Source organism: Terriglobus aquaticus (assembly GCF_025685415.1).
Lineage (GTDB): Bacteria > Acidobacteriota > Terriglobia > Terriglobales > Acidobacteriaceae > Terriglobus > Terriglobus aquaticus.
This window is the reverse complement of sequence record NZ_JAGSYB010000001.1, coordinates 3,049,212-3,062,709: the sequence shown is the minus strand read 5'-3', so window position 1 is coordinate 3,062,709 and position 13,498 is coordinate 3,049,212. Positions and strand designations below refer to the sequence as shown.

The 13,498-nt window shown below is 62.8% G+C and carries 9 protein-coding genes; 5 read left to right on the top strand and 4 right to left on the bottom strand.

Annotated elements, in window-relative coordinates; all coding sequences use genetic code 11:
* The first annotated feature begins 351 nt into the window (after positions 1–351).
* Positions 352–3,882 (top strand): TonB-dependent receptor, encoded by a 3,531-nt coding sequence (locus tag OHL12_RS12725; protein ID WP_263414192.1) that lies wholly within the window; start codon positions 352–354, stop codon positions 3,880–3,882.
* Positions 3,883–3,968: 86 nt separating this feature from the next.
* Here the strand turns inward: OHL12_RS12725 and frr are convergent, their stop codons facing one another.
* The gene (gene frr, locus OHL12_RS12720) at positions 3,969–4,553 is read right to left on the bottom strand and encodes a ribosome recycling factor (protein WP_263414191.1); all 585 of its coding nucleotides are present in this window, start codon (positions 4,551–4,553) and stop codon (positions 3,969–3,971) included.
* 80 nt (positions 4,554–4,633) lie between these two features.
* Positions 4,634–6,019 (bottom strand): amidohydrolase, encoded by a 1,386-nt coding sequence (locus tag OHL12_RS12715; protein ID WP_263414190.1) that lies wholly within the window; start codon positions 6,017–6,019, stop codon positions 4,634–4,636.
* 175 nt (positions 6,020–6,194) lie between these two features.
* Between OHL12_RS12715 and OHL12_RS12710 the strand changes: the two genes are divergently transcribed.
* The gene (locus OHL12_RS12710) at positions 6,195–7,040 is read left to right on the top strand and encodes a hypothetical protein (RefSeq protein ID WP_263414189.1); all 846 of its coding nucleotides are present in this window, start codon (positions 6,195–6,197) and stop codon (positions 7,038–7,040) included.
* Positions 7,041–7,073: 33 nt separating this feature from the next.
* Here OHL12_RS12710 and OHL12_RS12705 read toward each other — a convergent pair whose 3' ends face one another.
* Positions 7,074–7,439 carry a DUF3060 domain-containing protein gene (locus tag OHL12_RS12705; protein ID WP_263414188.1) on the bottom strand — a complete coding sequence of 122 codons (366 nt, stop codon included), beginning with the start codon at positions 7,437–7,439 and terminating at the stop codon, positions 7,074–7,076.
* A 62-nt stretch (positions 7,440–7,501) separates the two neighbouring features.
* On the bottom strand, positions 7,502–8,428 hold the full coding sequence (gene lipA / locus OHL12_RS12700) for a lipoyl synthase (protein ID WP_263414187.1): 927 nt from the start codon (positions 8,426–8,428) through the stop codon (positions 7,502–7,504).
* Positions 8,429–8,913: 485 nt separating this feature from the next.
* Between lipA and OHL12_RS12695 the strand changes: the two genes are divergently transcribed.
* The 3 genes from OHL12_RS12695 to OHL12_RS12685 all read left to right on the top strand — a co-directional run bounded on the left by OHL12_RS12695 (position 8,914) and on the right by OHL12_RS12685 (position 13,477).
* On the top strand, positions 8,914–9,540 hold the full coding sequence (locus tag OHL12_RS12695) for a PEP-CTERM sorting domain-containing protein (protein ID WP_263414186.1): 627 nt from the start codon (positions 8,914–8,916) through the stop codon (positions 9,538–9,540).
* Between the two features lie 260 nt (positions 9,541–9,800).
* On the top strand, positions 9,801–12,866 hold the full coding sequence (locus OHL12_RS12690) for a lamin tail domain-containing protein (protein WP_263414185.1): 3,066 nt from the start codon (positions 9,801–9,803) through the stop codon (positions 12,864–12,866).
* 83 nt (positions 12,867–12,949) lie between these two features.
* Positions 12,950–13,477 carry a PEP-CTERM sorting domain-containing protein gene (locus tag OHL12_RS12685; RefSeq protein WP_263414184.1) on the top strand — a complete coding sequence of 176 codons (528 nt, stop codon included), beginning with the start codon at positions 12,950–12,952 and terminating at the stop codon, positions 13,475–13,477.
* The last annotated feature ends 21 nt before the right edge of the window (positions 13,478–13,498 follow it).

Genomic DNA, 13,498 nt, shown 5'->3' with positions numbered 1-13,498 from the left:
AGTGGCGTTACCAGGCATAGTTCGTCGGGACAACGCCTTCTGACGACACGGCTTCTCAGATCGTATCCGTGTAGGACGGCTGTGTGCGGACTCATTCCGTGCTCGGTCTGGAAACGTTTCCACAGCCCAGGTCAGAAAAGCGAATGCTTTGCTGAGCCGGACCTTGCTGGCGTTTTGCCGTACGGCGTTGTCTGCAGCGCGTGTACTCAGCCAGCGTGTCTGCCACATCCGTGAAAGCGCTAAGAGACGAGCCGATCAGATCGTCCGTGCACTCTCCTCACCTTGCAGCAGCAGAACCCTCTTGGAGGCAACACCGTGCGTCGATCTGTTTGTGTCCTTTCCCTGAGTGCCGTGGCACTCACAATGCCCCTGTACGCGCAGGAATATCGCGGCACCCTCTCCGGCACCGTGACCGATCCGTCCGGAGCGGCGGTGCCCGGAGCGTCGGTCACGGCCAAGAGCGGCGAGCAGACCTATGTGGTGAAGACCGACGGGTCGGGCCGTTTCGTGATCCCCTACGCGCAGCCCAACACGTACATGATCAGCGTGACCGCCGATGGGTTTGCGACGGCTCAATTCCCGAATGTGACGCTGCAGGTTTCGGGCACGGTCGATGTGCCGGTGAAGCTGTCGGTGAGCGCGGCCGCGAATGAGGTGACGGTATCGACCGAGCAGTTCAACCTGGCAACTACGGATGCGTCCGGTGGCACGGTGATCGATCCGGAAAAGGTGCAGAACCTGCCGCTGAATGGACGCCAGGTCTACCAATTGCTGCAACTGACGCCCGGCGTGGTGTTCACGCAGACCCAGTTTGGAGCGGGTGGCTTCTCCGGCAACCGCGGATGGGACACGAATAACGCTTACTCGATCAATGGCCAGCCAGGTTCAACGAACCAGTTCCTGCTGAACGGGGGACCCATCTCGATCCAGAGCGGCGGGCCCTCGGGCACATGGACGATTGCGCCATCGGTGGATGCCGTTCAGGAAGTGAAGGTGATGACCACTACCTTTGACGCGCAGTACGGGCGCGCGGGCGGCGGCATCATCAACACGATCATCAAGAACGGAACGCCCCACGTTCACGGGACCGCCTACGACTTCTGGGAAAACTCCGCCTTCGAGGCGAACACGTACCAGTCCAACCAGGTGAACGAGGCCAAGAGCTTCCACAACCGGCACCAGTTCGGTGGCACGGTCGGTGGTCCGCTGTGGCGCGGCAGCAAGGCGTTCGGCTTCTTCAGCTTTGAAGGCTGGCGCGAGGTGCTGCCCGCACCGGTGGTCACGCAGGTTCCCACGGCCGACATGCTGCCCAATGGCAGCGCGGGCGGTGGTGTGAACCTGACGAACTATCTGGCCGCGGTGGGCAAGACCAACGGCATCTTCGATCCGGCGACGAACTATTGCGCGGTTCCCAGCAACACGGCCGGCGGTTGCGCGACGTACGGCCGCCTGCAGTTCCCGAACAACACCATTCCCGCCAGCCGCATTAGCGCGATTGGTGTGAAGGTGCTGCAACTGTTCCCGGCGCCGAACCGGCCGGGCTACCTGTCGAACTACGTGTTCAACGGCAAGGACCGCTACACCTACAACATGCCCATCGGTCGCTTCGATTACGACTTCAGCGACCGCACCAAGTTCTACGCGCTGGTGGCGTTCTGGAGCGGGCAGGAGTACCGCAACGGCAACGGCTTCACCGGCCCGGCGATCCAGGGCAACATCAATAACCAGCGATCCGACTGGACGGGCGTGATCGACGTGACGCACGCCTTCAGCAACTCGATCGTGAGCGACGTCCGCCTTTCGTACAATCGCTACAGCAACCCGTCGCCCGACGGAGCGGTCGCTGCGGGACTGGCAAACCTGTCACCCGCGGACCTGGGCCTGACGATGCCGGCGATTCCAACCACCAGCCGGTCGCTGGCGCCGGAGTTCAGCTTTGGCGACAACTACAACACGGTCGTCGGCAACACGGTAGGGGCGACGATCTTTGAAACGTACGACCTGGGACCGTCGATTACCCAGACGATTCGAAACCATTCGCTGCACTATGGTGGCGAGGTGTCGCTGTACCACGACGTGACAGGCAGCGCCGGGCAGCCGAATGGAACGTTTGGCTTCTCCACGCAGTTCACGCAGAACAACTACACGGTGGGGAACAAGGACGGTTCGGCGATTGCATCGGCGCTGCTGGGTTTGCCGGCCAGCGGCAGCGTGCAGTGGCAGAACGGACCGTACGAGAGCTACAACTACTGGGGCCTCTTCCTGCAGGACAACTGGAAGGTGTCGAGCAAGCTGGCGATCAATGCCGGCATCCGGTACGACGAGGAGCGGTCTCCGCGGGAGCGGCATAACCGTCTGCTGGCCGGCGTGGACTTCGACGCGACCAATCCTCTGACCAACATGATCACGTACCCGGCGGGCGGCGTCTTGCCGAACGGCGCACACATTGCGAACCCGATCAAAGGCGCGGTGCGTTACGCGTCCGACAACACGCCGGCGTACCTGAACAACACGGGCTTCTGGCAGCCGAAGCTTGGCTTCTCATTTGCTCCGAACAACGCGATCGTCTTCCACGGCGGATACACGCTGAGCAAGGCGTTCGGCATTGAACTGGGCGGCGCGTCGCCGTTCAGCCAGACGACGCCGTACAACTACTCGGTCGACAACGGTCGCACGCCCAACACGTTCTTCCGGAACGGTAATCCTTTCCCCAACGGAGCACAGGCGCCCGCCGGAACCAGCAACGGCGCGCTGGCACTGACGGGCAACGGCCTGCAGTTCGACGCGCAGGATCGCAAGATCCCCATCGTGCAGCAGTGGACGCTGGGTGCGCAGATGCAGATGCCGCTCAACATCGTGTTCAACCTGGACTACTTCGGAGCGCACACCTATCACCTGCGCGCGTCGAAGCAGTTGAACGGCCTGAGCCCGGCTGACATTGCGCGTGGACAGGCGGACAACTCCTACCTGGATCAGCAGGTGGCGAACCCGTTCTATGGCGTACTGCCGAACACTACCTTCCTGGGGCAGAACCAGACCGTGGCGGCGCGCTACCTGATGGTGCCGTATCCGCAGTATGGCGGCGACCTGTACGAGTACACGAACCCGCAGGGATACAGCAATTACAACTCGCTGCAGGTGAAAGCAGAGAAGCGGTTGAGCGGCAACGGATCGCGGCTGGGCGGAGTGAGTGTGCTGGCGTCGTTCACCTTTTCGAAGCTGATGTCTGCTACTGGGTTCCTGAACAACAACGCGAATGGCATCACCGATCCGTATCCGTTCTATGGCGTCGACAGCCAGGACCGGCCGTGGAATGTGTCCGTCAGCGGGTTGTACAACCTGCCGTTCGGCCGTGGTGCTGCGTTCCTGAACAATGACAATCGCTTTCTGGACGCGGCGATCGGAGGCTGGCAGTTTGATTGGATCCTCAGCGACTACGCCGGTCTGCCGATCGCATTTCCGAACGGCTCCAACTACAACTGCGGAACGTACCAGATCACCGCGGCGAAGAAGAGCTACACCAGCTACCTGAACAACAGCAATCCCGGCTGCTTCACCAACTTCAGCGAGTACACCGCGGTAACGCAGGCACCGCTGACCACGGCGGTACGCACGCCGAACGCACCCCAGGAGGCGTTTGGCCTGGAGAAGAAGTTCGTCATCACGGAAGGCGTGCGGTTCCAGTTCAAGGCCGAGGCCTTCAACGCGACGAACACCCCCATCTTCGGCGGACCGGATACCGGCAATGTGAACCAGGCGATTACGCCGACGGGCAAGGGCCTGCCGGGAGCGCCGGGCTCGTACTCCGGATACGGCACCGTTGGATCGACGCAGCAGAACTTCCCGAGGCAATACCAGTTCTCGGGCAAGATCCTGTTCTAGGCCAACGTTGTCACAACAGGAAAGGGCACAGCCAGAAGCTGTGCCCTTTCCTGTTGGTGCTGTGCTCTCTACGGATGACAAGAGTGTCAGACGGTCATCAGTTCCTTTTCCTTCACCTTGAACATGTCTTCCAGGGTCTTGATCTCGGCGTCGGTCATCTGCTGGGTCTCTTCGGTGGCGCGCTTTTCGTCATCGGCGGAGATCAGCTTGTCCTTGGCGGCCTTCTTGATGGCGTCGTTGCCGTCGCGGCGGATGTTGCGGATGGAGGTCTTGTGGTCCTCGAGGACGCCGGCCAGGTTCTTCACGGCTTCCTTGCGGCGCTCCTCCGTCATGGGTGGAATGGGAACGCGGATGACCTTGCCGTCGTGCATGGGGTTGAAGCCCTGGCCGCTGGTGCGAATCGCCTTTTCGATGAGGCCGACGGTGCCCTGGTCGAAGGGCTGCACAAGAATGAGCTGCGCCTCGGGCGTGGTGACCTGGGCAAGCTGGTTGATCGGCATCTCCGAGCCGTAGTAGTCGACGCGAATGTTGTCGAGCATGTGGACGCTGGCGCGACCGGTGCGGGCGGCAAGCAGGCTCGAGCGGAAGTCCTCGACGGCCTTCTTCATGCGAGTGGTGAGCTGGCCCTGCAGCTCCTTCAGTGCGGGGATGTTCGCCATTTGCGATGCCATCGTCGGTGGTGCTCCTTGGCGCGTTTGCGCGGCCTGTTCAGTTTAGTGGACGACGGTGCGGGCGGGGTTGTTTGGGCGGGTCATTGCGGCGAGAGACGGTACAGGTGCTCCGCGTTGGACCGCAGGACCATGCGGGCGAGCTCCTCGGCGCGGGATTCGGTGATGACGCCGTCGTGCAGCATGCCGGTCAACGCCAGGCCGAGCGCGGTGCGGGCGTTGCCGCTGCCGTACCACTCGGCCTCTTCCCAACCGTTGGCGGGCGAGTACGGGTAGGCGTCGGTGGCGAAGAGGACCTTCTCGGGGTAGAGCTCCAGCCACTCGCGCAGAGTGCCGGCCAGCGTACGCGCCGAGAAGAGCAGCGCCTCCTGCGAGATGTCGAGGTAAAAGTTCGGCTTTTGCAGCATGGCGCCGGCTTCGCGCACGTAGGGCCAGCCGCCGTGCAGCAGAACGAAGTTGGTACCCGCGAAGCGCGGGTCGTTCAGCAGCGGCTCCAGCAGCAGCGGGTTCACGCCGGCAATGGAAAAGTAGCGTCCGCCGCCGGCCATGCCGTGCAGGTGGACGGCCATGCCGAGGCGGCCAGCTTCGAGTGCGATCGCGCGAAAGAGGAAGTCCTGAAGCGGCTTGTATTCGACTGGCGTGGGCGCGGGGCTGTTTGCGGTGACAAAGCGGGCGTAGATCGCGGCAGCACGGGTTTGCGAGACATCTTCGAAGCCGAATTCGCGCAGGTAGGCGAGTTCAAACTTAATGGCGACGGCGCCGCCCTGCTTCTGCTGTTGCAGCGTTGGCAAGACGACCTGGGCGAGATACGCGTCGAGCGTGGGTGGCAGGTGCTGCAGGTTTGCGGCGGACAGATAGGTGGCGCGCAGCTTGTCTTCGAGGGCGAAGAACTGCTGGCGATCGGGCGTAGATCGCAGGGCGGTGTCGTCCAGCGGGAAAAGGAGGGCGTCGTCATACGGCACCCAGCGGAACCGCGGCGCCTGCACACCCGCGCCCATGTTGACGCGGTTGGCAAGTTCGGTGCCGATGCCGGCCTGGTCGAGCACCCACTGCGCATAATGCTCGCCTTCGCGGGTGCGGACGCGTTCGCGTGCTGCTTCCAGTTGCGTCTGCTGCGCAGGAGTGAGTGGGGGCGTGCCGTCGAAGTTCCACAAGGCTTTCCAGGCATGGCTCAGTGGCGGAAACGTGTCGCGCCAACCGAGGGGGTCAGTCTCAGGGGCCATGTTGTCCACGGGCAGGGCATCGAAGCCGCGGTCGGTGCTGAACGCTGGCGGCGCCAGTTGCGGGTGAGCATGGTTGTCGATGGCGGGCGTCTCCGCGAGCACGCGGGCAATGGCCGGGTCGATCTCGCGCGCTACAGGTTCGCCCGCAAAGCGATCCTGCGCGCAGACCAGCGGGAACGCGGCAGAGGCCAGCAGCAGGGCGAGAATAGAGCAGCGAACGCGTTTGGCAAAGGCGCCTGGAAACATGCGCCCAGCGTACATGGCATGGAATGCGCTGGAAGCGCGGTGAACAAATGCATGCAACTTCCGTTGCAGAGAACGAGAAAAGGCGTGTTCTGACGCGTGTAGGCAATTGACCACCACGTACCGGGTTCCCTACTTTGCGTCTAGCCCGATCAGTTTCTCCTTGGAGTTTTCACCAATGCGTTCCATCTCTTCAGCCGCGATTGTCGCTGTTCCTGCCCTGTTTCTCAGCCTGCTGACCGGGTGCGGTGGCAGTGCCGGCCTGGGCACGGGCTCCACCTCTGCCGCCGTTACTGGCAATTGGCGGCTTGCCGCCCAGGCGCAGCCAGCGTCGCAGTCGCAGGTAGCGGCGTTCACCGGATCTCTGCAGGTGATACAGGCCGGCGGCGGCGCCTTGCCCAGCACGGTCCAGGGCGTGGTGCATGCGGTGGCGCTGCCGTCGCAGCAGGCGTCCACGCTGTGCGTCTCACCCACGGTCGCGATCCCGCTGACCGGAAGCACCGCTGCCGACGGAACCCTGACGCTCACCTCTTCCAAGTTTGCGAATGGTGGTGTGTTGACGGTGCGGGGCAGCTATGACGCGGCTTCGCGCACCCTGAAGGCCGCGCAGATCGGCGTTGCCGGCGGAAGCTGCGGGTTTGCCGTGCAGCCGGCGATCGCGGCCCAGTACCAGCCGATCCAGGGAACATACACGGGCACGTTTACGTCGACCGGCGGCAGCAACCTTGGTGTCTCGGCACAGTTGACCCAGACAAGCGCGCCCGACCCCAACGGGAACTACAGCCTGCAGGGTTCAGCCACGTTTGCGGCGAACCCGTGCCTGGGTTCGACGGTGGTGACGAGCTCTACGGTTTCCGGCGGCACAGTGTCGTTCCAGTACACCGACAGCACCACGGGAGCTGCCGTGTCGGCCAGCGGCACCTATGACCCGAACGCCGGAACGCTGACTATCGGCAGCTACACGCTAACGGGGAACACGCAGGCGTGCAGCGACACGGGCACCGGCGTCCTGCAGCACCAGTAAGCTGGCTTCGCGCGGGTCAGAGTCAGGCAGGCCTCAGCGGCCGCGGCGTTCGAATCGGTTCTGTTCGCCGCGCTCGCTGAAGGGTGTGTCGGCATCCGTGACTTCGATCAGGTTCTCGTTGCCTTCCACGTGAATCGGGCTCTTGCTGCGCACGAACAGGTGGTTGTGGTTGCCCTGCACGCGCACGAAGCGGCAGTCGCCACCGACCTCGACGACGTTCCACTGGCCCTGCACGTAGACGGCGTTGCCGTGGGTGCAGGTGACGGTCTGGCGGATCTGGTTGCCGGCGAGGACGACGTCGCTGTGCGAGGGCTGTTCGTAGTTGGGCGGCTCGATGCGGCGCTGTGCGCCGGCCGTGGCGAAGGATGCTGCGACGAGTAGAAGAAGCGAAGTCCTCATGGCGTTGATGCTAGTCCAGCAATGGCTGGAGGCAATCCCACTTCGGTGAGGTGCTGTGCTGTTTACGCGAGGCCGGTGCTCTGTGCCTGTTCGTGCGCGTGATAGCTGGAGCGGACGAGTGGGCCGCTCTCCACGTGGCGGAAGCCCATGCGCAGCGCTTCCTCTTTGAGGAACGCGAACTCCTCGGGCGTGTAGTAGCGCTTCATCGGGATGTGGTCCTTGGACGGGCGCAGGTACTGGCCGATGGTGAGGATGTCGACCTTGATGGCGGCGAGGTCGCGGAAGACGTCGAGCAGTTCGTGCGTCTCTTCGCCCATGCCGACGATGATGCCGGTCTTGGTGACCTGGTTCGGGTTTAGTTCCTTGGCGAGGCGCAGGAAGCCGATGGAGCGTTCGTAGCGGCCACCTGACTTGGCGACGCGGTAAAGACGCGGCACGGTCTCAATATTGTGGTTCAGGATTTCGGGGCAGGCAGCGACGACCATGCGGATCGCGTCCTCGGTGCCCTGGAAGTCGGGCGTGAGCACTTCGACCTGGCAGCCAGGGGCTTGGCGGCGGATCTCCTGGATCACTTCGACGAAGGCTCGGCCGGCGCCCATGTTGTCGTCGTCGCGGTTCACGCTGGTGATGACGGCGTGCTGCAGGCCGAGCGAGGCAACGGCAAAGGCGACGCGACGAGGCTCGTCGTGATCGATGGGTTCGGGCTTGCCGCTGGGTACCGCGCAGAAGCCGCAGCGGCGTGTGCAGCTATTGCCCAACATCATGAAGGTGGCGGTCTTGTGGTTCCAGCACTCGCCGATGTTGGGGCAATGTGCGGATTCGCACACGGTGTGCAGGCCCAGATCGCGAGTGAGCCGCTTGAGCGAGTGGAAGGTCTCGCCCATGGGAGCGCGCGCCTTCAGCCACTCTGGCTTCCGCTCGGGTTTGCGCGGCGACAGGTCGATCTGAATCAGCTCGGTGCTGCTGAAGCTGGGCGCGGCAAGGCTCACAACTTAATTGTATGCCCGTGGGTCAGCGTGCCTGGCGCAACTTGGGAGCGGGCTTGTGCTGATAATGGGTGCAGCCGACGTCGCAGACTGCGATTCTTGGGCCCCGCAGAAGTGGGTGGGCCACCTTTCGAGAAGCTGGTGGGCGGCTGCCGATCCCCGAAGCGTGAACTGGTAAAAAGTTCCGCATTGGAGCAGGCATAAGCCGATTCCGCTGCTTGTTTGTGGTCAATTGCCGTCACAGTGTCGGTCTATAACTACATCTTCGTGCAACATGCAGCCTTCTCCATTGATGATGACTCCTAGTCGGGTGTGAGTTGTTGAGATGTGCTGCTAGGCCATCACTTACCAATGAGTAAGTGAGGTGTAAGCAAGATCACTTATCCAGCAATTGCACCGACAAGAAATTTGCGCTCATTGGCTACCGGCGGAAAGCTTCCAACACTGCCTTGACTACCCTTCCACCACTCTTCCCAGGAGTACTACAAATGCGTTTCAACACCTCCTTCCTCAAGACCGGCGTTATCGCCGCAGCTCTCGTTCTCGGCACCTCTGTTGCCAAGGCCGACACCATGACCTTCACCGGCTCGACCTCGGGTTCCTTTACCGGCGGCGGAACGAGTGATCAGACCCTGTCGTACAACAGCGGTTCGTTCAACAACACCACCAGCAACAGTGGCTACCTGGCCATTGGTGGCAACGGTGCGAACTTCGGTACGTTCACGCTGAACACCGGCAACGCGACGTTCACGAACGACCCCTTCTCGCTGATGATCACGTTCACCAACCCGACGGGCATCAACAACGGTCAGAGCTCGACCTTCAGCGCCCTGGTGCAGGGTTCGGTCACCGCTCCGGCTGATGGCGGCGCGACTGTGGTGTTCAGCCCGAGCAGCAGGGGCTACACCTTTGACAACGGTGTTCTGACCGGCAGCTTCACGCTGAACCTGAACAACGTATCGATCACTCCCGGCCAGACTGCCAGCGTGACCGGCTACATCCAGGAGACCTCGGTTGCCGCGACCCCGGAACCGAACAGCCTGATGCTGCTTGGCACCGGCCTGGTCAGCGCAGCCGGCATGATGGCTCGCCGTCGCAAGGCAATGACTGCATAATTGCAGCTCGCTTGAGAGAACCGGTGTTCACCCCTCTTGGGGACACAAGTTCCTTGGCTAAGAAGGCCCTTCCGTACAACGGAAGGGCCTTTCCATTTGCTGAATCTTTGTGCACCTAGTTAGGTGCAGATAAGTCGTTTTCCGCCACAACTTACTTGCCACTAAGTTGTCTGTGTTATCGGGTGGGTTCGTTGCGCTTTCTGCGACAAGATTCACGTGATGTTGAGATCAAGACAGCGAACGCTGGGTAGAATCTTCGCATGCTCCCCCAACCTTCCCGCGCCCTTCGCAGGCGGTTTTGCGTCTTTGCTGCGCTTCCTGCCTTCCTGTTTGCTGCTGGCCAGATGCACGCCGCTTCTTCGACCGTCGTCATCAGCCAGGTGTACACGGCTGGCGGCAACAGCGGAGCGACCTACAACGCCGACTACGTTGAGCTGTTCAATCTGTCCAACTCGCCGGTGAATATTTCCGGTTGGGCGCTGCAGTACTTCTCTGCCGCCGCTTCTGCCACGTCAAATCCGGTCATCAGCCCCGTGCAGGGCACTGTGATCCTGCAGCCGGGCCAGCGTTACCTGGTCCAGGCGACCCCGGGCACCAATGGCGTGGCGTTGACGAACGCCGCCGACCAGACCAGCTCCAACCTGGCGATGGGTGCTACCGCAGGCCGCATCTACGTGACGAACTCGACCACGGCGCTCTCGAATGCCTCCGGTTGCCCGACAAATTACGTCGACTTTGTGGGCTACGGCACCACGGCGAACTGCTACGAGGCCGCGCGCGCCACTGCTCCTTCGCTGTCGCAGCCCATTTCACGCACCAATGCCTGCGTGGATGGCGACAACAACGCCACGGATTTCGCACTGACTTCCACGCCGGCGCGCAATTCGTCCGCGGCGCCGACCTCCTGCTCCACTGGGGGCACGATCCTCTCCAACGCGGCCTTCAACCCGTCCAGCGTGAACGCGGGCCAGTCCTCGTTGTTGACGGTATCGGGCACGAGAGGCCTTTCGGTCGTAGCCGACCTGAGCGCCCTGGTCGGTTCCACGACGCAAATGCTGTACGACGACGGCAGCAACGGTGACGTGACCGCAAATGACGGCATTTACAGCTACACGGTGGCTGTGCCTTCTTCCGAGGCTGCGAACACCTACCAGGTCACGGTCAGGGGGACCAACTCCGGCATGATGTCGGGGACGGCGACCGCCACACTTACGGTCACGGCTCCAGTCGCGTTTGTGCCGATCCACACCATCCAGGGCAGCACTCCGGGAACGTCTCCGTACAGCGGCCAGGTTGTGATGACGCACGGCATTGTCACCAGCGTGATCAGCAACGGCTACTTCATCCAGGCGCGCGACAGCGAGGCCGACAGCGATTCGCACACGCCGGAAGGCATCCTCGTGTACACCGGTTCCGGCCAGGTGCCGACCGGCGCGGTTGTGGGCAATGAAGTGCAGGTGTCCGGTACCGTGACCCTGTATCCGTCGACCGCCGCGTTCCCGGGTGCGGAGCTGAACAAGCCCACCGGCTTCAGCGTGCTGACCACCAGCAACACGCTGCCGAGCGCGGTGACGCTCAGCTCCACCCTGCCCAGCCCAAGCGGCGGCGTGCAGCAGTTGCTGTACCTGCAGGGCATGCGCGTGACGGCACCCAGCATCACGGTGACGCAGCCCACCGACGGCAACCTGACTGAGACGGCGGAGACCTATACCTCCAACGGCCAGTTCTGGGGAGAGATCTCCGGCCTGCCGCGGCCGACCCGCGAGCCGGGGCTGGAAGTGCGTGACGCCTTCACCGCGTCGCAGCCACTCTCGATTCCGCGCTTCGACGACGATCCGGAGACGTTCCTGATCGACTCGCTGGCCGGCAGCAACGCAGCCGGTGTGTTGAACGTGACGACCGGCACCGTGCTGAACAACGTGACGGGCGTGATCGACGTGACGGACTACAGCGGCAACCCGGGACTGATCCTGGACGCGGCGAACCGTCCGACCGTTGCGTCGAACGGCATGACGATCGTGCCTGCTCCGGCTGCAACGGCAGGCCAGATCAGCATTGGCGACCAGAACATGGAGCGCTTCTACAACGCCACCGCCGACACCGCGGGTGCGGTCACGGTCACGCCGGCGGCGTACCAGTTGCGTCTGAGCAAGGCATCGCTCGGCATCCGTAACGTGCTGAACTCGCCGGACATTCTCGCACTTGAGGAGATGGAAAACCTGCAGACGCTGACCGACCTGAGCAACAAGATCAGTGCGGACGCGGTCGCAGCGGGTCAGGCGGATCCGCAGTACCAGCCGTACCTGGTGCAGGGCAACGACCCCAGTGGCATCAATGTGGCGTTCCTGGTGAAGCCGTCGAAGATCGACGTGGTGAGCGTCGACCAGTTCGGCAAGAGCACGCAGTACACCACGCCGACCGGATCGCAGGCGATTCTGAACGATCGTCCGCCGTTGGTGTTGCACGCGGGTGTGAAGCGTGGCAGCGGCGCGGCCGACTATCCGGTGACCGTCATCGTCAACCACCTTCGTTCGCTCAACAGCATCACCGATTCGGCTACTGGCGCGACGGTTCGTGCGAAGCGTGAGGCGCAGGCCGAGTACCTGGCAAACCTGGTGCAGGGCTATCAGGCCAACGGCGAGCACGTGATCGTGGTGGGCGACTTCAATGCCTTCGACGTGAACGACGGCCTGGTCGATTCCATGGGCGTAATTCGCGGCAACCCGGCACCGGCATCGCAGGATGTGGTCGCGGGTGCAACCGGCCTGGTGAACCCGGTGCTGGTGGATGCGGCTCCGACCAACGTGTCCAGCGGCGCGTACTCATACGTCTTCAACGGCTACGCGCAGAGCATCGATCACTTCCTGGTCACGCAAGACATTGCGGGCTCCATCACCACGCAGCCGGCGCACTGGAATGCGGACTTCCCGGTGATCTTCCGCAACGATGCATCGCGTCCGGAGGCTTCGTCCGATCACGACGGCATTGTGGGCTACCTGTCGGTGCCGGCGGCGCAGGCGAAGGCTACGGTCACGACCGCGCTGAGCAAGCAGACGGACGGCTCCTACCTGATGGCGGTGACGGTGACGAACTCCGGTTCGGCAACGGCGCAGTCGGTGCAGGTGACGGGCGCAGTGCTGGGCACCACGAACACCAACTCGGCACTGCCGCTGCAGTTTGGCGACATCCCGGCAGGTGGCTCGCAGACGATGACGATCTCCTTCCCGGCTTCGGCGGGGACCAGCGGATCGCGCAGCTCTGAGACGATTCGTGGCACCTACTCCACTGGCAGCTTCACGCTGGCACAGCGCCTTGTGCTGCCCTAGTCAGAACTGGCTGATTTAGCAATTCCCTCCACCCGGGCGAGAGTCGACTCTCGCTCGGCACTTTCTTCTCCGAGAGGTACACCATGCGTTTTCGTCTTGCTTCCGTTGCTGTGTTGCTGTTCGCTTCTGCCGCAGCCCGTGCCGACTCCGTCACGTTAACGATCAACAACCCGGTGCAGAGCGTCACTTCTGCCGGCGGCACGCTGTCGTTCAACGCGACGGCGTCAGCACCCCTTACCAACATGGGTTCGGAAGATCTGAACAGCCTTTCGTTCCAGCTGAACCCTGCAAACAGCTTCTTCATCGACCCGAGCTCGTTCACGATGGGCAACTGGCCATTCACCCTAAACCCGGGCGACAGCTACACCGATGTTCTGTTTACGGTGACCGTGCCCGCGAACACTGCGGCGAACAGCTTCATTGGATCGGTCGAACTGGATGGTGGGCCGGACAACACCGCGCTGGGCACGCAGAGCTTCACCATCAACGTGACGCCGGCAGCAACTGCGGCGACCCCGGAACCGTCGTCGCTGCTGATGCTGGGCACGGGCGTGGTTGCGCTGGCGGGCAGCATGCGCCGCCGCTTCACGGGCCTCGCAGCGAGCCGGTAGTGTGTCGGGGCTAGTGGAAGA

Bases quoted from the DNA above. Each gene is read 5' to 3' on its own strand.
- frr (WP_263414191.1), bottom strand. From the start codon at position 4,553: ATGGCATCGCAAATGGCGAACATCCCCGCACTGAAGGAGCTGCAGGGC.
- OHL12_RS12715 (WP_263414190.1), bottom strand. From the start codon at position 6,019: ATGTTTCCAGGCGCCTTTGCCAAACGCGTTCGCTGCTCTATTCTCGCC.
- OHL12_RS12710 (WP_263414189.1), top strand. From the start codon at position 6,195: ATGCGTTCCATCTCTTCAGCCGCGATTGTCGCTGTTCCTGCCCTGTTT.
- OHL12_RS12705 (WP_263414188.1), bottom strand. From the start codon at position 7,439: ATGAGGACTTCGCTTCTTCTACTCGTCGCAGCATCCTTCGCCACGGCC.
- OHL12_RS12695 (WP_263414186.1), top strand. From the start codon at position 8,914: ATGCGTTTCAACACCTCCTTCCTCAAGACCGGCGTTATCGCCGCAGCT.
- OHL12_RS12690 (WP_263414185.1), top strand. From the start codon at position 9,801: ATGCTCCCCCAACCTTCCCGCGCCCTTCGCAGGCGGTTTTGCGTCTTT.
- OHL12_RS12685 (WP_263414184.1), top strand. From the start codon at position 12,950: ATGCGTTTTCGTCTTGCTTCCGTTGCTGTGTTGCTGTTCGCTTCTGCC.